Genomic DNA, 18,682 nt, shown 5'->3' with positions numbered 1-18,682 from the left:
TCATCGATACCGAAATACTGGTGTTAACGCTCTTTCGTTGGGCAAATAGTTTAAGAGAAACCTCATCCAAGCCATTGATCGCTATTGACGGCAAAACCTTGCGGGGTGCTGTTAATCAACATGGTGCTAAAAATGCGCTACACCTCGTTTCGGCCTTTGATACCGAACAAGGAATTGTGCTGTATCAGCAAGATACACAGACCAAAGGTAACGAAATCGCAACGGTTCAAGCGCTGTTGCACATGTTAGACATTAAAGATGCTGTTGTAACCTTTGATGCACTTCACTGCCAGCGGGAAACGCTTCAACAAATTATCAAAGCTAAAGGCGACTATGTTGTTCAGGTAAAAGGCAACCAACCGCTACTGAGGCAGGCCATTGAGATGCAATTTCAACCTCACTGGGATAACGACGGCGTCGACATATTAAGTATCGAAGAGGATGACAAGGGGCATGGCCGTAAGGAGCGTCGCACAACGTTTCAAGTCCCAGCAAAGCTGCCACAGGCGCTCGCGAAAAAGTGGCTATCAGCCAAGTCACTCATAGCAGTTGAACGTCAACGAACATGTAAAGGCATTACAACCATAAATACGGATTATTACTTAAGCTCTTTACCTTTAGACGTCGAACTTGCAGCCAAAGCGGTGCGTCAGCATTGGCACATCGAGAACCTGCAACACTGGGTGCTTGACGTCACTTTTAGGGAAGACTGTTCAAGGATTGGTGACCGTGAAAACGCGAAGAAGATGGCGCTATTTCGCCGTATCGTGATAAACCTTCTAGAGCAGCATCCGCTAAAAGCCAGCAAACCAACCAAGATAAGAAAGGCAGCATGGAATGGCGATTTTAGGAGCGAGATTTTCTTTGGTTAAGAGATTTACAAAGCTTAATCCCGCTCTGTCACATTGTTGATTGCCCTGCCAATATTCTGATTATTAAGTTAGTTGATGAAGTGTAACATAAGTTTTTCGGCTAAGTGGCAAGGCTAATTTAAATTGTAAGCTTGAATAATTTAACTTTAATATAATTGCAACTTTAACTTTATTGATTTTACATATTTATGCCGTTAAATGTCATTTTAGTTAGACGTTTAAAAGGTTCATAAAGAACAGGTTACGACAGATATATTAATAGCATTTAAGCATATGCTGAACTAAAAATTCTGCAGTAAACAATTTCTAAACCTACTTTTTTGTTCGAAAAATATACACGCCGATTTTCAGTGCGTAATCTTTCCTGAATGCAATTTAATATTTAGGTATGACATCGATGATTCTGTTTATACATTCATCTTAATCAGATGGTAAACTTTGTTAATTAGTATTTACATCTGAAGGATGTTGTGTAAAATGCGTTTAAATTTTTGTGTATACAGATATTAGGCATTTTTACCTATGTTTAAGCAATGGAATGTATGTTTAGCTATACTAGTCTTATTTTTTTGTAGCCTTGCTAAGGCCGATTTTAATAGTGACTACAAAAAATTCGAAGTGTACGTTGATCAAAATGGAAACTATATCTTAAGGGTTCCACCTACCTTTGTTCTCATAGCTGCAGATATAAATATCCCACTAAATATTACGCCTAAAAATGGTGTGTTCAAGCTTATTCAGAATGGTTTAGCATGGTCGTTAGTACCAATAACTCAAGGTGAGTTTGAGAGTTTAACTTTAACAGCTGCATCCAATATAACATTAGAGTTCCATGATGTAGATGGCGATGGTGTTAATGATCTGATTCTTCGTGATGTCAGTGGAAATAGAGATAGTTTTATTGTCAGTAACTTAACCGGAATCGCTAATGTTGATGCTTATAGTATAAGTCGCAATGGTATTGATCTATCCCAAGGAAGTGCGCTGACTTTAAAAGATGTCAATGGTGATGGCATAACAGATATTATAAATGGAGATGCCTCAGGCGACCCAATGACTTACTTGGGGTCACGCTCTGGACAACTGATTGATACCTCTGCATTGGATTTATTTACAAATCCCGGAAACGTTGTTGGTCTTAGTGCTGGAGAATTTAAGGTTACTGAATCTGGGGCCGCAACATATAACATTCCCTTTATTTTACCTCAGGGAATTTCAGGCGTTGTTCCGCAGATAGGCTTAACTTATAACAGCCAAAGTGGTGACGGTGTTTTAGGTGTAGGCTGGAATATATCTGGCTTGTCTGTAATTAGTAGATGTCCTAAAAATATTGTAACTGATGGGTTTATCGCTGGAGTTAAATTTAATGATAGTGACGCATTGTGTTTAAATGGACAAAGATTAATACTTAACAAAAATAGTAGTGATGAGTATCACACAGAAGTTGATAGTTTTAGTATAATTAAGCGCTATGATGGTAATCATGGTCCGAGTTATTTCAGTGTGACTAATAAGGCTAATGAGGTATATTATTATGGTGGGGCACCTAATAATATATCAATGAGTGAAGATGCCTATGTTACACGTACGGGAAAAAAATATACCTCTGATTCTGAAGCTGCAAGTTGGGTATTAAAAGCTATTGTTGATAATAAAGGTAATTATATAAGGTATGATTATAATAGAAACCAAGATAATGGCAGCCACACAATTAAAAACATTGCTTATGGTGGTAATGTAAATACAAATGAAATACCAATTAATCAAATTTACTTTGATTATGTTGATATTCAAAATCCCAAGAAAGGACTGTCGCATGGTGGGCCCATAACCCAAGATAAACAGTTAATAAAAATTGTCATCTATCAAGATGATGACGTTTTTAGAACTTATAAAATAAATTGGTCTCGAACTTCTATCCCAGAAGAGAAAGATAATATCACTGCTATTCAAGAATGTTTTGATATATCGAGTACTAGCTGTTTACCTGCTACTTATTTTAAGGTTGAACAACCAGAAAAAAAGTCATCAATAGCAACTAGTTATCAGCCTTTTGAAATAGGGAAAGTAAATTTTTCTAGAAGTAGCACTAACAGAGACTATGCACAGGTAGCTGATTTTAATGGTGATGGGATTGCTGATATTCTACTTCCCAGTAGTCACGGTTGGGAAATATATAGTAGTTATTCCACAACACAATCAGTAAATATAAATGATTATAATGGTAAATGGGAAAAAGGTTTTTTAAGTCAGAATTCAATAGGAAGAAGTATTAAAGATCGTTCTGTTAACCATAAGTATCAAACTATTACTGACTCAAAGGTAGGTGAAAAAGAATATGTTAAGATAATAGATGCCAATGGCGATGGAATAAATGATTTACTTATTCCTGTGTCTGGAGTTTGGCATATTATAACATTAGATACTAGCTCCAATTATGTTTATAAATCGTTAAACATATCATCGTCAGCGTATGAAAATACTACAATAGCAGATGTTGATGGTGACGGTATGCACGATATTTTGTTCAGTGAGGGTGATAAACTATATTACTATAAAAATCTTGGAAGTAGTTTTTCTTCCAAAAAAATGATTGATATTTCTTATGGAAGCTTAGAAAATTATGGGGGGGACGTTAGATTAGGTAATTCTAGGTTTCTGGATGCTAATGGTGATGGGATTACTGATATTATTATGGAAGTCAAATCCATACAATTTGGTCTTCCTCGAAGAAGTACTAATCTATACATTGCAACTTTATCTGCAGGAAGACTGACTTATACTATAAGTTCTCATATATATTGGGGGACATCGGCAACATCATTTACGGGCTCCCCCGTTAAAATTTTGCAAACTGTTGATTTTAATGGCGATGGTCTTCCTGATATTGTTAAAGCAAGTACAGTAAAATCATCAAATGATTTCTCTTGGAATGTCTATTTCTCTCGAGGTGACGATTTATTGGGCGGCAACATACCTTTAGATTTCCTAAACATAAAAGATGCGCAAATTGCCTATCGAAATAAATTTATTGATTTAAATGGTGATGGAATAACTGATATCTTAGCTGCTACAAATACAAATAAGTATGACATTTATATTACTGTTCCAGATAAAGAAAAAATTGTACGTTTTGAAAAAAGAGGCTCTATTGAAATTGGAACAAGCAGAGATGCTACTGTACGGTTAGCTGATATTAATGGAGATGGTAAAGTTGATCTGTTAAGCGCTTCGTCTGATTCGGGTTATTGGCAACTGCAGGAAGCGTCTCGTTCATATATAAAAGATCAGGTAATTACCCAAATAACCAATGGTTTTGGTGTAAAAACTGATATCGCTTATGCAACATTGAGCAGTGGGATTCCACTGCTCAATGTTAAATCGAGTCAAAAGCCCGTAGGTACTGATTATATATCGCTATTCTCTGGTATCTCAGTTGTCACAGAGGTTGCTACTCAATCGTCTAATACTGATTCTGTATTAATTCAATATGGATATGGTGGAGCATTAGCACATAAAAAAGGTCGTGGTTTGTCAGGTTTCGAAACTGTACAGACAACAGATCCACAGTCAGGAGTTGTCACTACAACTCAATATTATCAGCTTTACCCATTAACAGGATTGGCACAGAGTACAACTCGGAAATATAAAGATAAATTATTGAGTAACACCTTTAATACCTATACACAAACTACCAGTGCCAATGGTGGAATGCATGTCTATCTTAATACATCAAAAGAGACTAGTTATGGCTTGGATCTTTCTACTGATGGCACCACAGTAACTAATCATAAAATAATAAGTGAAACGTTAACGACTAATCTTCATGATAATTGGGATAACTTATTTTCAAGTCTTATACAGGTTAAAGATGCTACAGGCAGCTTAGTACACGAAACGAGAATCAGTAACCATTATGATAATGCGGCATATAATACAATTAATCCCGACGCATTAGTGTTGGCTCGACCTCATACTCAGGTTACGAGTCAGAGTGGTTCTCAGCCAGATGCTAGACAATTTGGTAGACTTTATAAAACGATAGTTTCGAAATCACGTTTTCAGAATACAGAATCAGGTAGTACGAATAATCAGAGCAGAGAAACTAAGTTTAGTTATTATCCAAATGGTATGCTGCGTGAATCGAATGTCGATGGGTTAACGACTTCATTTTTCTATGACATATATGGAAATAAAGTCGCAGAGCAAAGCTACGGTAAGCATGACAGTAACAGCTACCAAAAACGTGGACAATATTGGTTTTATGATAGCCGTGGTCAGTACCTTTCCGGTCAAATGAATCAAAACGGCGAGTCTGAAATGTATCTATACAATGGCCAATCATCTGCCTCGGCAACATTGGGTCGTATCTATAGCCAAACGACTACTGGTCCCAATAAATTAGCTACAACTAGCTATTTTGATATTCAGGGCCAGGTTATTCGACAGATATATGCTGATGGTAATAATAGTGAAACTAGTCGCAGTATATGCACGAGTTGTGATCATAACTTTATAACCGAAACTAATATTAGTAGTAACAAACCGCAAAGTGTTGCTTATTATGATAGGTTCGGTTATCAACGTGAGCAACGTGTTGAAGGTTTTGATGGTAAATGGATTGTAACTGCATCTGCCTACGATAAGTTAGGGCATGTTACTCATCAAAGTGTGCCTAATTATGACTCTGCTTCTACTTACTCATCACAACAATTTTATGATGCTTTAGGGCGAGTTTATAAGCAAAGTAAGCCTACTGAATCTGGTTCAGTGATGGTCAGTAGTATAATCGATGGTTTAGATACGACTTCGATAGATGAAAAGGGATTAAAATATAAAGATACATACAGTGCCGACGGTTTACTTTTAACGAGAGTCGATCCGCAAAGCCAAGTTATAAGCTACTACTACGATGCTTTTGGTAACACTAGTAAGATCGTAACTAAAGCAAAAGACAAAAATAATGCTTGGAAGAACCAAGTAATTATTACCGATTTTGATTTATATGGCCGAAAAAAGGCAATTATTGATCCGGATAAGGGCAACTGGAGTTATACCTATAACGACTTTGGTGAATTGATAGCGCAGACTGATGCGAAAAATCAAACAACTACTACTGATTATGATGCCATGGGGCGCATAGTGTGGCGTAAAGATGACACTAGCCTTTCATGTTGGGGGTATGGTAGTAATGCTAGTTTACATAACGTTGGACAACCAACCTGGGTTAAACAGTGGGCCGGACAAACTAGTTGTAATACAACAGCAGCAGTCGATGCGAGCGAAATATATAGCTATGACGATTATGGTCGCCCAGTTCAAACGGATTTTAATATTGGCGGTAACAGTTATAGTACTAGAAGTGAATATAATGAAAAAGGTCAATTAAGCCGTCAACACTATCCGTCGAATAATGGCTCTTTCTACGTTAATTTTTACTATAACGCTAGCCATTACCTTTATTTACAGAGAGATAGTAGTAATCGCGACCTGCGTAAAATTATTTCCATGGATGCATTGGGTAATATTACCAATCAAACTTTTGCTAACGGCACCAGCGAAACTCGAGGGTTTAATAGTCGTACGGGACGTATCAACAGTATCGATCTTAAAAACGGTAATAATTTCATTCATCAGTTGAGTTATGGTCAGTTTGATGAGAAAGGTAATGTCGAGCACAGATCTCACAGCTATTACAACAATAGCGGCTTACAAACGCTCGGTTTCAGTGAAGACTTCACCTATGACACGTTAAACCGGGTATACACACGAGATTTGAGTGTCGGCTCAGGTAGCCTGAATGGTTACAGTTACGATGAACAATATAATTATGATGGTTTTGGAAATCTAAATAGTCGCAAGGGGTATTCAGGCGGTAGCTATTCAGTCAATTTAGCCAGTTATGATTACTTGCAGACGACCAGTGCTAATCGTCTCAATAGCGCCACTGTTGCTGGTAAAAACTATAGTAAATTTGAATATGATGCCAATGGAAATATTAAGTCCGATGGTAATCGTACTTTCACATATAATGCCTTTGATAAAGCTAGTCGTATTCAGGCAGGTACTCAATATACAGAATATAGATACAATCATGAGCGTGCGGTGCTTAGCCGTACCGATTATCGTCAAGAGGGGAGTGATTGGAAGACTTTTAAAACAGATTACGTTGGGACCATATATCAACAAGAAAGGCGCTTTAAGGGGAATGTTGGAGCTGCGAATCTTGAAAATACCCGCCATAAATACATTATTGGTAACATCATGGTGGTGCGTAATCAAAATACTAAGCTAGGTAGTAGTGAGGAGGTGCAATATCAGCATGCCGATCACCAAGGCTCCATCTTGACGGTAACCAATAAAGATGGTGGTGTGCTTGAGCAGTACTTCTATACAGTCTTCGGTAAGCCGATTAAGTTGTCTGGCTCTAGTATAGTACAAGCGATGATTCCGATGGAACGGGGTTATACTGGTCATGAGATGCTGCCAAATCTAGATATTATCCAGATGGGAGGAAGGCTCTACGACCCGTCACTAGCACGTTTTATGCAGGCAGATCCTTTTATTCAGGCCCCAAATAATCTACAAAGCTACAACCGTTACAGTTATGTTGCTAACAACCCGTTAACCTATACAGATCCAAGTGGGTATTTCTTTAAAAATATAGGTCGTTTTTTGGATAAATATTTTGACGTAATTGTTGCTGCATTTGTAACGTATGCGACAGCAGGTTTAGCTAGTGGCTGGGCTGTTACATGGGGCTTTTCCGGAGTGGCTGCTGGGGCTGCATCGGGCGCGATTGCAGGTGCCGCGGGAGGATATGTTGCGACAGGCTCTTTGCGAGGTGCCTTTATGGGGAGCCTATCGGGGGCTGTCTTTGGTGCAATAGGTGCGCAAATTCATGGTGCGGAAAACACATCAAATGCATGGTCCTTTAGTGAAGAAGTATTAGCCCATGGTATGGCTGGTGGAGCCATGAGTAGTTTACAGGGGGGGAATTTTGGTCATGGTTTTGTCAGTGCAGGTATAATGAAAGGTGTCGGAAAAATCCAGACAACTGCGAGTGTTGGCCGTGTCCTCGTGCAGTCGATAGCTGGAGGAACTGTTTCTAGAATTACTGGTGGTAAGTTTGCGAATGGCGCCGTAACTTCAGCGATACAGTTTATCGTAAACGAGGTCGGTAATAAAACTATCTATCGGACGGCGCAGCAGCAAGAAGAAATTCTGAAGATTCAATCATTAGCTGTTGAACTAGCACAAAATGCTGCAAATGAAGTTGATAGCAGTGATCTTGTTGTCGTAACTTTACGCAGATTTTCAGGTGATGGGCCGTTGAAGTGGACATTATATAAAATGGTAAGGGGACAAGTAATTCATACTCGTTTTTCTCTGTTTGTAGACGCTGCGGGAATACCTAATTTTAGAGGCGAAGGTCCATCTTACCTTGGTGGAAATATATCCGGTTGGGGTAGAGCTTTCACTTCTAGGCCTGATGCTTCATATGGACCTATTTTTAAGCCTGATGTTGCATTTGAGTTAAAGACAGGTGTTACCCCGCCCTCGGTTTTTGAACTTAAAAAGTATGATGTAAATTTACCTGCTGAAACCGAGTTATTTATTATTCAACAGGCACATGGAAATTAATAATATTTTAACGAGGCGTATATGAATAAAAATTTTTACACCAAACTTTCTGATAATTTAAGTGGCTTATTTTTTGTCTCTAAGTTTAGATTGGCAAAAATATTTGTTTCAGAGAACTCGGATGACGAACTTTTGAAAGGTGTTTTTCTTATTAAAGCTCGCTCAGGTGTTTTAGTTTGTACTTGGTTTTGCCCGTTGATTCATTTTTCTTATCCTAGTGAACCATTAACGTTTTTGGTTTTTGATGGATGGGGACTTGGAGGAGAAAGTAGTGGATTAATTTCATATTATGTAAATTCTGAATTATTATCGCCTAAAAAGGATGAGGATACACTGATAAAGGAGGTGGCTGATTACATTACCCAAAGAGTAAATGACTTTGATAATGTAAAAACACCAAATGATTTGATTAAACTGTTAAGTATATTTCCCTTATCAGTTTCTGGTGTTTATCGCCAGTTGAATTTTGGCTTGTTGCATTACTGTGTTGGAAATAAGTGGGTTGGAGAAAAGATAATTAGAAATTCAATAGAATCAAAGGAGAAATATCCATTAATAGAAGGCGATGTGGAGGAGTTTTTATCTTGTCTAGATATGGGGGAAGATAAATCAAAAGAATATATAGAAAAAATGAAAATACGTAATAGACAATATCTTGAAAGGTTTGGATTTTATATGCATAAATAAATTAATCTATGGAATATAGGATGTTGTAAGGGCTGATTAGAAATATTGTTAATTAATGTCCAACATATAGTTATGCAGATGATCGCTATTTGCCAACTTAGGGAAATACACTGCGCCAGTCTATATAGGTTCAATATAGTGATATGAATATAAAATATAAATTGTACATTATGGTCTTTGTCATGCTGTGTTCTGTGTTTATCTCTGGGGCTGCATTTGCTAGCAATATTTGGTGTGCTGGAAAAGTAACTAACGCCTATATTGATAGCAACAAAAATGTAATCCTGAAAGGGAGTTGGCGAAATGACTATACACGAATTTGCAGTACTGATGGTAGCAATGGAGTCGATACTATCACTTGTAGCCTATGGTTTTCGATTATAACAACCTCTATGGTGCATGATAAAGAAGTTATCCTGATGTATTCCGATCAAAATGGCACTTTAAATTGCTCTAATATCCCCACTTACTCTAGTTCACCTCGCCCAGGTTATGTTATGTTGACGAAATGAATTGTTAGTCATTTTTTCTCGGTCATTATTTTAATCAATATGGTTTTAAGGTGTGGGTTATGAACTCCAGATTAGTATGTTTTTTATTTTTAATTGTTACTTTATGTTTATCATTGTCAAATGCAGAAGCTACTAGATACTGGCCCCCTAAAACATTAATCGAATGGTCCTTAAGCTTGAATAATGGTGTCGCTTATATTTCATCACCACAGTTTGCCGAACATTGCCTTTATGGTCGTGGACAAATAAATATGGATGGAACGGAATTTAATAAGTCTATGTATGCTTACGCCATGTCTGCGAAGGCAAGAGGACTGAAGTTGAGATATGTAGTTGATGATACACATAGCACTTGTATCATTACAGGGCTTCAAGAAGTAAGTTAACGTCATTTGAATGTGTCACTCAATTAAGTCGGTTAACGATTTAGAACTCTAGCTTTTTACTAGCTTACGGAATGTATTTTGAATAAAGTTGTCTTAAAGTTGTTTGGTTTGTTAGTTGTTTTTTTAATTCTCTTACCATTCCGTACTATCGCATGGGACGGAGCTGTTTCTGGTGCTATTACAAACATCGATGTAACAGGCCATAATAACTATGATTTTAGAATTACATTGGAAGGTTCTCCACAGCTTTGTGGGAATGATAATAGGTGAGCATATATCAATCAATCTGATAGTAATTATCAGACTTTCTCCTCTGTTTTATTAGCCGCAAAGTTGACAGGCGAGCTTGTCACTATTTATGCAAATCAAGAGAAAATTTCTGGTCAAAGTTATTGTCATATTGGCTATATTTCGATTAGGTGAAAATTATGAAATATTTATTTGTACTCTGTTTGTGTATGTTTACTGGACATGCTTGTGCTGCATGGGTTAATACAACAGGCAAGATAACTAGTATTGTCAATTATGCCCATCGGGATACCATTTTAGTCGCATTGAGTGATAATGGTATGGCTGTTTCACAGTGTAGTGATAGAACTACTTTTGCTGTGGGCGATAAATATACTCCAGAACGTCGCGCAAGAATGTATGCAATGCTGCTCGCAGCTCAAGCATCTGAACGTAGTATTACTATATCCTATAACGATGTTGGAAATTGCGAGCCCTGGGATAGCAATCCAGATGTTTTCCGACTTATCACTCGTTTAACATTAAAAAATTAATAATGTTAAAAATGGATTTTTATATAATGAAATGTACTTTTCTTTTAATTTTTTGTTTCTCACCTTGTTGTTGGGCTAATAGCTCATTTACAGCCGACTCAATCAATAGACTAGTTGTTCATGACTTTGGTCAGCATATTTTAGTCTATTTCCCCAGTGATGTGACAAATGCTGAGCAATGCGCAAGCAACAATGGTGTTGCCTTGAAAAAAGAACATCCACTTTTTAATGAAATGTATGCAGCATTGCTATCTACATTTCATGGGAATGGACGATTATCTGGTTGGGTTAATGGTTGTGACCCTTTTTTTAAAATGCCGTTATTGACTCGGGTAGATCTAACTAAGTGATCTAATCTCTATTGGTGTGAGAGTCAAATCTCACTCGTATAATTTAATTGCTTTGTGAGGTTGTAATGAAAAGGATTTTGTTTCTATTTCAAATGTGTATTTTAGTTGGAGTTTCAAGTGAGGTATCTGCAAGAACAGATTGTCAGGTTGCAAAAATTTTGAACATTCAGCTAGAAGGTGAAAAAATCATGTATTTTCAAGAGGGGGCTCCATGGCGTACGCTTGGGTATGTGAATAACAATGACGGTACAAAAGAAAGGTATGCTGCACTTCTTGCCGCACAAATGGCTGGCAAAAAAGTCGTCGTAGGATATAAAGAAAATGGATATGACTGTAATGTGACTAATTACGGTGTGCCAGCTTTTATTGTGAGAACATTTAATGAATAATCTTCTAAAAGTATTTTTATTAGGCTTAGCTTGTATTCCTTATGCTGTTAAAGGTGAGGAAGTGTGGAGTGCGGAAACAAAGATTAAGATATTGTACCCCACGTCAGGGGCGTTGATTTTCATGACTGACTATCGCCATAATTTAAGTCAATGTGATAATGGCACAAGATTTATGCTCGACACTACTGCTGCGGATTATTCTGTACTTGCTTCAATATTAATTGCCGCATTTATGGCCGATAAACCTATTAGGTTTAATTTCAATCTTTCGCAGAATCCTACTTGCAGTCCAATAGTCAATAGATTTATGGTTTTTAAATAAATTTAGGTGTTCAATATGCGCACATTTTTTACGCTTACTCTTACTTACTTACTTCTTATGTTTTAATTGTACCGCAGCAGGGGTTACACCTGCTGTTGTTCCTAAAAATTTGCATATCTATAATGTTCAAGGTTCTACTTATGTTGATATGGTTGCGCATGATTGTTCTGGTTCTAGATATCATTTAAACCCTAATCATCCTAAATATGATGCAATATTTTCCATATTATTATCAGCTCAGTTAGCAGAGAGAAAAGTGATGGTGAAGTTTGATGATTGCATTAATGGAAGTAATCCTCAGGGAGAAATCGTTGGTGTTTACTTACCCTAGGCTGTTGAATTTTTTGAAAAGTGGGGCGGTTGTGAAATTTTTATTAACATTTTGCATATTGTTTAGTTTTAATGTTTATTCAGCTGAGTATGCTTCGAAAGTTGCTCAGATCAACTTGTACAGCAGTAATTGGACTCATGATACATGGAAAGGGTCATTGATTTTTAAATTACAGACCATGCCATCTGGTGTGTCCCATTTTACGGTGAAGAGAGATGATATTGCATTATCTAGCTTTTTATCATTGTTACTGGCAGCGAAAAAAACCGATACTACTGTTAATGTTGTTTATGACGCAGCTGTAGATGCCAATGGCTTTGCAACTACTTTAGCGATATTTGAACCTTAGCTGATAAAATGATTGTCTGGTCGTGTCAAAAAACAGACTTTTATAGTTTTCGACGTAATTTTAAATGTATGTAGCTATGGAGGGAGTTAGATGAAAATAGTCACGTCTATCGTGTTATTTATATGTTCCGTGTCTTCGGCGTTTGCAGGTGGTCAAACTGGTCTAATTACGCAAATCAATGTCAGAACGGATGGGTTACATTGGGTTGTTTTATCCGGGGAACGTGGGGAGATGCCAGCTTGTACTAAAGGTCAATATAAGTACTGGATGATAAAAGATGAAAACGCTACCTACGGAAAAAGCCAATTTAGTATGCTATTAGCAGCTTATCTCTCAGGTAAACCGGTGACAATTATTGGTACTGGAAACTGCAGTCGATGGGGAGATGGTGAAGATATAGGCACACTGCTACTATAGAGTTGAGTTGTTATATCTCATATTGTTAGCTTCATTTGCTTAACTTTATGATTTAATTTTTATCGTTAAGCTGTTGCTCTAATCGATACTTTTTTGTTCTTTTTACTCTAAATATAGTTATCTGATTAATTTTGCTGTTTCTTCCACGCATTTGGTAATGCGCCATGTTGCCGAATATACCGCACTTATCTTTATGTTGTTGATTCTTAATATGAATTCGATGTTGGCATCAGCGTTATGCGATAGCATATATTGACTGGGGACCTGTTAGCTAAGGAGTGCTAAAAATACAATGTTATGTTAATGGTTATAGAGTTACATTGTTATAATTTGAGGGTCGTATGAAATTTAAGAAAAGATTACTATTAAGTTTGTTGTCTCTATTTGTTTGTAATGTTTGGGCTGGTAGTTTCACCGCATTTGCTATTCCTACTCGCATTGATATCGACCGCGGAAATGGGCTGATGGTTTTCGGCGCGTTTGGTAATCCTGGTGGATGCACTGTTGGTGATAGAATATACATTAATATTAATCATCCTCAGTATCAGCAGATTTATGCTGCTATATTGGCTGCTTTTGCCAGTGGCAAAAAAATTCAAGCCTATTCGCACGAATGTAAGCCTGCTACTTGGTATTCTGTTGAGGCCGTAACATATAACCACGTAGAGCCTTATTCTGCGGTGAATTTGATGAATTAACTCTAAGCTAATTCTGACTGCTATGTTCATTTGTAGCAATATTCTCCCAAAAGCCTTTACAAGTGGATAGCATCAAACCCTTAGTTATCATAGGATTTGTCTTAAGTTGGTTTAAGTTAGCGGTTTTCCCCAACGCTCTTTGGCCATATTCAAAGGTGTTATCCTGTCCATTTTGACTTAGACTACCTGAAATAGTGGCAAAGAAACCGTTATCTCTTGGCACTATTGCATAGCTTTCTATTGTTACTCGACTTATATTAGTCTTGGAGTTGGTTTGTGACTCTTGTTTCATGCAGGTGAGTAGAAGTGTTTGGCTATTTGCACCGGTAGATATCAACCCCTCTTCAAGTTCTTTCGCTATGCCTTCATCTATCGCTACTCCGATTGCAATACCTACAATCCCTATGGTTGACATCATTGCAGCACTGTTCCCTTTATACAAAAGACGTGCTTCTTTAGATATTTCAACTTTAGCTGGTGCAACTAGTTCTTGGCTTGCGCAACCATTCAAGGTTGCGGCAAAAAATACAGTAACAATGATTGGTTTACATGGAATAAGCTTGAACATTTATTTCCTCTTTGGTTTGTATGGCTTCGACTAGGATAATACTTTTTCAAGCTATTTTTATGGTTTTTTACAAAATTACATTTTCTAGTTATAAAAGTATTTTAGATACTGCACTCTGAAACCTTAAAAATATAAAGACATGCTTGAAAAGCAACTAATTTATTAATAGGTATTACGGCGGAATAAGCCGTAATACCTACTGAGTTGAATGAAAACCGTTACTTTTGTTTTCCTCTCACCATCCTGACATATAGATAAAGAACTGGTCCATTCCAGCGTCCATGACCATCATAGAATTGGATAAGCCACTTGCCACCAAACTGGCTATTATCGCTGGCAGTTGAAGTCCAATAGCCAGCATAGTCAGGTGTCTGCGGAAATGCTGCTCGCGCTAATGTCGGGCTTTCATAGTTACCTTCACACACATTATCGTTTGGTTTCCAATAACTTGGTTTACCTGATGAACAATAAATCAGTGAACTTAATTCTTCTTTTGTGGGTAAGCGCCAGTCTGCGTAGTTACCATCAGAGATAGACATTCCCATGGCATATGGCCAGATAAAAGTATTAGGGCTGCCTTTACAGCTACCGTCTTGCCAAGTCTGTCCTACACTACAGCGCATCCACATGAGTTTGGTTTGCGTGTCGGTGATAGTGCCATTGCCGTTATCGATATACCGCTCAGCAAGTGTGCCATCGCCGATTTTGGTAAACGTGGCGTTGATTTGGCAATCTGATGTCACTGTGCCTGTGGTGTACTCATTGTTACTGAGCGTACCGTTACAGCCTGTGACGGATTCAATTTGATAGCCGATGTCCGTTGAGAGGTTAAAGCTGGCGTGGGTGTTGTAACTGACATCAATACTCTCGGGACTGATTTTGCCTCCGGTTGTTGCTTGCGTGGTGATTTTGTACGTGCTGAGTTTGAAAGATACGGTGACTGCACACTGGGCATTTATGATCGCTGTTTTATAGCTGTTTTGGGTTAATGCGCCGCCGCAACCACTGATATCATCGATTTGATAGCCGGTATCGGGTGTCACAGTGAAAGTCGTTGCATGACCGGATTCAACCAAGTTTATTGCTGGGCTGATTTTCCCGCCAAGGCTTGCCGTCGCTGGGATGCTGTAGACGGTTGGGGTGACTTGTCCGTTGTCATCGTTGCTGTCACCCTCCGAGCCGCCACAGCCAGCGAGTAATGTTGTTGCAAGTATGCTCAAAAGCAGTGGATTTGCCTTTGATGGCGGTGTTTTTATTGATGTTATGGCGTGTTTGATGCTTGCGTGAATGCACTTATTCATAGGTGTTCCCTGTTATGTGGTCCTGATTAAAGCAGGCGGTTGGTTGTGATGATTACTTCGTTACTTGATTGAGGAGGATGTGTTCTGGTGTGAATATTTCGCCGATAGCCTTGTTGAGTGAGTTACTGTAGATGTCATCTAGGGCATTGTTGGCGGTGATATACGGGGTGTACTCTTTACCTTCTCCCAATGACAGTTGCCACTTTGCTGTATTCACTTCAAAGGTATCGTCGAGATTGATGAGAAACTGAATCGTCAATGATGCGCGCGTGACCTGAGAGATAAAGGCTTCATCGACTTTTCCTGTTACCGCTTCAGAGGCTTTTTGACCCATTTGCTTGAAGTGTTTCAGCTTCATATTGCAGGTATAGACCACTGTGGTAATGCCATTGTTGGCTTCTTGCTCTACCCAAGCCGTGTTGGCGCAAGGCGACCATTTATCAAACGCCTGACCTATGTTGGTTTGCTTGTAGTCTTCGAGGAACCCCTCTTTTACATAGAGAATATTTAATGGTTCACCGAAACGAATGCCGAGAATGATTAAGACGATAAGGAACGCAACAAACGTAACAACCGCAGAGGATATGATACCTAACCAACCCGTCATCCACTTTGGCATCCAAGGCCATATAGTTTCACCGAGCTTGTAATAACGGTAATAGTCATAATTAGCTGTAAGACCGAAGACAATAGAATTGATGATAAAAGGAAGCTTGCTCAGGTTCTTGTCAGTAATGAGTGATGCAACCGCTAGGATTATCAGATTCAGCAGCATTAGCATGAGAAACAAATAAATGCCTTTCTTCCACATGCCCTTAGCGAAGTAGTACCCCGTGCCAAACACAAAAGCGAGCGCATTCATGTTAACCACATTCTGCCCCTTTAATTGCTCCTTTTTAGGCCTTGAGGTATGTGCAGGACTTTTTGCTGAAGCAAAATAGCCCAACTTGTCAGCTTGTCTAAGGTCAAATTCAGCAAACACCTTTTGCCAGCCTTGGCTTAAATCATCATAGGACTTCACTGTAGGCTTGGTGGCCGCAGACGGCTTAGCTTCAATCGATGGCTTCGCTACTTGTTGTGGTGTTACAGGTGTTGTGGCTACAGGGGCCGCAGTTGTGGCTTGAGTTGTCACGGGCTTGATGTGGGTAATGATACCCACACCGTTCAACTTGGCTTTTAGTGCGTTAGCTTCACTTTCGCTCAGAGCTTTCTTAATGCATATCGGATTACCTGAGAACAACAGATGTGCTTTTTCCTCGGGGACTTTTAGAAACTTTGCCAGTGCCTGACTCAGCTTATGGCGGTCTTTTCCTTCTGCTATCTCACCTTTAAAAATGACGTTGTAGGAGTTCATTACCTTTCCTTGTAATACGGGTTGAGCTATAGGCTTTACTAGGTCAAGTAGACCTATGTTTGCTCAAGGGTTTAAATGAGGATTATATGCACCAAATGCGGATTATAATCCGTGGTTAGTTGGTAAGCAAATTCCCATAGTGGTTGCCTTGTGACGAAGGAGACACTATGAAAACATTGGCGACTGAATTTGGTCATGCGATGCGCAAAATGAGAAAGCTCAGAGGCTTATCTCAAGATGAATTGGCGTTACGTGCAGAGATTGACCGCAGTTATATCGGCCGTATAGAACGAGCTGAGGCGAACATCACGCTCGATATGTTGTACAAGATTGCTGAGGTGCTCGACTGTGAGCCGCATGAGTTGCTACCGAGTCGAACATCACTAAAAGGTTAGTGATTGTCTAAGGCTTAAATACAGCCACGCTGTTTGTAGCTGGCTTGCCACTCTTTAAACAGCTCAGTCAATCTCGCTTCATTTTGCTTAACGCCAGACGTTCTTTTGGTTTTTACTTTGGACTTGGCTTTGCCTAGGTCAACACCCGACAGTTCTTTACTGTACATTTTCGGCGTCACGTGGCTGTAGTGCTGTTCAATCATGGCAATGCTGGTGCCACATTGTTTAGCTAACACTTCCATGCTGACGTTACCTGACATCAGTTGCCACGTAATGTAGGTATGGCGCAATGAGTAAAGTGTTCTAACGCCATGCGGAGATGACTTTAAACCTGCTTCGGATATGGCTTTTTCAAAGGCTTTACCCAGTTCATTGGTGGTTGAACCATCTGCCAAGCGAAACAGTTTGTCTGAGGGCTTTCTGTTTGGGAAGCGCTCTCGTAACTCTTGAACGCTGGAGAATATTTCATCACGGCAAACCACTTCTCGGGTGCCAGTGTGCTTGACTGTTTTCCCCTTGGTCACAGTGATATAGAAGATAATGTTGTGCTCATTGGTATCGATGTGGATGTCACCCCATGTCAGGCTTTCCATTTCCGTTCCTGGTCGAATACCTGTATTCACCGCAAACTCGATATAGTCCATCAGTAACTCACGAATTTGGCGGGTTTTCTCCTTACGGCTGTTTTGCTTAAGCTGGTATACGGTATCGAATGCTTTGTTGTATTCCTCGGGTGAAAAATGTGCTCGACGCTGTGACTCTGCCCCTTTGGTCGATAAAGAGGGCACTTGAGCCGCTAACATCCATTTATGGTCAACCGCTTCTTTAAACACTAACTGCATAGCGGCATTGTGGTTTAGCAGTGTCGATTTGGCTGGGACTCTATCAAATTGTTCAATACGCCATTTATCAAATTCACGCAGCTTCTCACTATCAATCGAGGTAATGTAAGTGCGGTCGAAAAAGGGGATATGGTACTTACGTAATACCTGAATATAGGTCTTGTAGTTAAGTGGGGCAGTCTCGTTATCGAACGCTTCTTCCATAGCGCTAATGGCTTTTTCAGCCACATCACGAAAGCGTTTGGAACTCACCAGCAGATTACGGTCGGCCATGAACTGGAATTCCATTTGAATCCGATAGGCCATGCCAATGGCTTTCTCTTTTTCTTTCTGCTTGGTGGCTCTGGCGTGCCACTTACCCGCGACTTTAGTGCGAGCATACCAACGTTCGCTATTGTCTTGCAGGTAGATGTATAATTCGTCGGAAATATCGTGTCGTTCGACCTGTTTGCTCATAGTCAGTTTCTAATGTTGGTTTGCAAA

Annotated in this window: 16 protein-coding genes; 12 read left to right on the top strand and 4 right to left on the bottom strand. The window is 39.1% G+C overall.

Annotation, left to right across the window (positions count from 1 at the left end; all coding sequences use genetic code 11):
* The 11 genes from FW758_RS18670 to FW758_RS18620 all read left to right on the top strand — a co-directional run.
* Nucleotides 1–872, top strand: an 872-nt coding sequence (locus FW758_RS18670) for an ISAs1 family transposase (RefSeq protein WP_446446182.1), incomplete at its 5' end; no start/stop codon positions are given.
* A gap of 522 nt (nucleotides 873–1,394) precedes the next feature.
* Complete coding sequence (locus FW758_RS18665; RefSeq protein WP_446446181.1) at nucleotides 1,395–8,516, top strand: toxin TcdB middle/N-terminal domain-containing protein; 7,122 nt, start codon at nucleotides 1,395–1,397, stop codon at nucleotides 8,514–8,516.
* Between the two features lie 21 nt (nucleotides 8,517–8,537).
* Nucleotides 8,538–9,203 carry a hypothetical protein gene (locus FW758_RS18660; RefSeq protein ID WP_446446180.1) on the top strand — a complete coding sequence of 222 codons (666 nt, stop codon included), beginning with the start codon at nucleotides 8,538–8,540 and terminating at the stop codon, nucleotides 9,201–9,203.
* Between the two features lie 571 nt (nucleotides 9,204–9,774).
* Nucleotides 9,775–10,101 carry a hypothetical protein gene (locus FW758_RS18655; RefSeq protein ID WP_347672239.1) on the top strand — a complete coding sequence of 109 codons (327 nt, stop codon included), beginning with the start codon at nucleotides 9,775–9,777 and terminating at the stop codon, nucleotides 10,099–10,101.
* Nucleotides 10,102–10,179: 78 nt separating this feature from the next.
* Entirely contained in the window at nucleotides 10,180–10,371 is a 192-nt protein-coding gene (locus FW758_RS18650) for a hypothetical protein (protein ID WP_446446179.1), read from the top strand.
* A gap of 158 nt (nucleotides 10,372–10,529) precedes the next feature.
* Complete coding sequence (locus FW758_RS18645; RefSeq protein WP_446446178.1) at nucleotides 10,530–10,883, top strand: hypothetical protein; 354 nt, start codon at nucleotides 10,530–10,532, stop codon at nucleotides 10,881–10,883.
* Nucleotides 10,884–11,298: 415 nt separating this feature from the next.
* Nucleotides 11,299–11,622: a hypothetical protein gene (locus FW758_RS18640; protein ID WP_446446177.1), complete on the top strand. Its 324-nt coding sequence runs from the start codon at nucleotides 11,299–11,301 to the stop codon at nucleotides 11,620–11,622.
* Nucleotides 11,615–11,944: a hypothetical protein gene (locus tag FW758_RS18635; RefSeq protein ID WP_446446176.1), complete on the top strand. Its 330-nt coding sequence runs from the start codon at nucleotides 11,615–11,617 to the stop codon at nucleotides 11,942–11,944. The genes FW758_RS18640 and FW758_RS18635 overlap by 8 nt, the downstream gene beginning before the upstream one ends.
* A gap of 272 nt (nucleotides 11,945–12,216) precedes the next feature.
* On the top strand, nucleotides 12,217–12,624 hold the full coding sequence (locus FW758_RS18630; protein WP_446446175.1) for a hypothetical protein: 408 nt from the start codon (nucleotides 12,217–12,219) through the stop codon (nucleotides 12,622–12,624).
* A gap of 90 nt (nucleotides 12,625–12,714) precedes the next feature.
* Nucleotides 12,715–13,041 (top strand): hypothetical protein, encoded by a 327-nt coding sequence (locus tag FW758_RS18625; RefSeq protein WP_347672244.1) that lies wholly within the window; start codon nucleotides 12,715–12,717, stop codon nucleotides 13,039–13,041.
* A 341-nt stretch (nucleotides 13,042–13,382) separates the two neighbouring features.
* Nucleotides 13,383–13,739: a hypothetical protein gene (locus FW758_RS18620; protein ID WP_446446174.1), complete on the top strand. Its 357-nt coding sequence runs from the start codon at nucleotides 13,383–13,385 to the stop codon at nucleotides 13,737–13,739.
* A 7-nt stretch (nucleotides 13,740–13,746) separates the two neighbouring features.
* Here the strand turns inward: FW758_RS18620 and FW758_RS18615 are convergent, their stop codons facing one another.
* The 3 genes from FW758_RS18615 to FW758_RS18605 form a co-directional block, all read right to left on the bottom strand.
* Nucleotides 13,747–14,307, bottom strand: coding sequence for a hypothetical protein (locus FW758_RS18615; RefSeq protein WP_446446173.1), 561 nt, complete (start codon nucleotides 14,305–14,307; stop codon nucleotides 13,747–13,749).
* Nucleotides 14,308–14,525: 218 nt separating this feature from the next.
* Nucleotides 14,526–15,608, bottom strand: a complete 1,083-nt coding sequence (locus FW758_RS18610) for an Lcl C-terminal domain-containing protein (RefSeq protein ID WP_446446172.1) — start codon at nucleotides 15,606–15,608, stop codon at nucleotides 14,526–14,528.
* A gap of 52 nt (nucleotides 15,609–15,660) precedes the next feature.
* The gene (locus FW758_RS18605) at nucleotides 15,661–16,962 is read right to left on the bottom strand and encodes a DUF2628 domain-containing protein (RefSeq protein WP_446446171.1); all 1,302 of its coding nucleotides are present in this window, start codon (nucleotides 16,960–16,962) and stop codon (nucleotides 15,661–15,663) included.
* A 167-nt stretch (nucleotides 16,963–17,129) separates the two neighbouring features.
* Between FW758_RS18605 and FW758_RS18600 the strand changes: the two genes are divergently transcribed.
* Nucleotides 17,130–17,357 carry a helix-turn-helix domain-containing protein gene (locus FW758_RS18600; RefSeq protein ID WP_115335460.1) on the top strand — a complete coding sequence of 76 codons (228 nt, stop codon included), beginning with the start codon at nucleotides 17,130–17,132 and terminating at the stop codon, nucleotides 17,355–17,357.
* A gap of 14 nt (nucleotides 17,358–17,371) precedes the next feature.
* Here the strand turns inward: FW758_RS18600 and FW758_RS18595 are convergent, their stop codons facing one another.
* Nucleotides 17,372–18,655 (bottom strand): tyrosine-type recombinase/integrase, encoded by a 1,284-nt coding sequence (locus tag FW758_RS18595; protein WP_446446170.1) that lies wholly within the window; start codon nucleotides 18,653–18,655, stop codon nucleotides 17,372–17,374.
* Nucleotides 18,656–18,682: the final 27 nt, after the last annotated feature.

Source organism: Shewanella sp. 1180_01 (assembly GCF_052850535.1).
The sequence above is the reverse complement of the archived record's forward strand: the minus strand, read 5'-3'. Positions and strand labels throughout refer to the sequence as shown.

Bases quoted from the DNA above. Each gene is read 5' to 3' on its own strand.
- FW758_RS18665 (WP_446446181.1), top strand. From the start codon at position 1,395: ATGTTTAAGCAATGGAATGTATGTTTAGCTATACTAGTCTTATTTTTT.
- FW758_RS18660 (WP_446446180.1), top strand. From the start codon at position 8,538: ATGAATAAAAATTTTTACACCAAACTTTCTGATAATTTAAGTGGCTTA.
- FW758_RS18655 (WP_347672239.1), top strand. From the start codon at position 9,775: ATGAACTCCAGATTAGTATGTTTTTTATTTTTAATTGTTACTTTATGT.
- FW758_RS18645 (WP_446446178.1), top strand. From the start codon at position 10,530: ATGAAATATTTATTTGTACTCTGTTTGTGTATGTTTACTGGACATGCT.
- FW758_RS18640 (WP_446446177.1), top strand. From the start codon at position 11,299: ATGAAAAGGATTTTGTTTCTATTTCAAATGTGTATTTTAGTTGGAGTT.
- FW758_RS18635 (WP_446446176.1), top strand. From the start codon at position 11,615: ATGAATAATCTTCTAAAAGTATTTTTATTAGGCTTAGCTTGTATTCCT.
- FW758_RS18630 (WP_446446175.1), top strand. From the start codon at position 12,217: ATGATTGCATTAATGGAAGTAATCCTCAGGGAGAAATCGTTGGTGTTT.
- FW758_RS18625 (WP_347672244.1), top strand. From the start codon at position 12,715: ATGAAAATAGTCACGTCTATCGTGTTATTTATATGTTCCGTGTCTTCG.
- FW758_RS18620 (WP_446446174.1), top strand. From the start codon at position 13,383: ATGAAATTTAAGAAAAGATTACTATTAAGTTTGTTGTCTCTATTTGTT.
- FW758_RS18615 (WP_446446173.1), bottom strand. From the start codon at position 14,307: ATGTTCAAGCTTATTCCATGTAAACCAATCATTGTTACTGTATTTTTT.
- FW758_RS18610 (WP_446446172.1), bottom strand. From the start codon at position 15,608: ATGAATAAGTGCATTCACGCAAGCATCAAACACGCCATAACATCAATA.
- FW758_RS18605 (WP_446446171.1), bottom strand. From the start codon at position 16,962: ATGAACTCCTACAACGTCATTTTTAAAGGTGAGATAGCAGAAGGAAAA.
- FW758_RS18600 (WP_115335460.1), top strand. From the start codon at position 17,130: ATGAAAACATTGGCGACTGAATTTGGTCATGCGATGCGCAAAATGAGA.
- FW758_RS18595 (WP_446446170.1), bottom strand. From the start codon at position 18,655: ATGAGCAAACAGGTCGAACGACACGATATTTCCGACGAATTATACATC.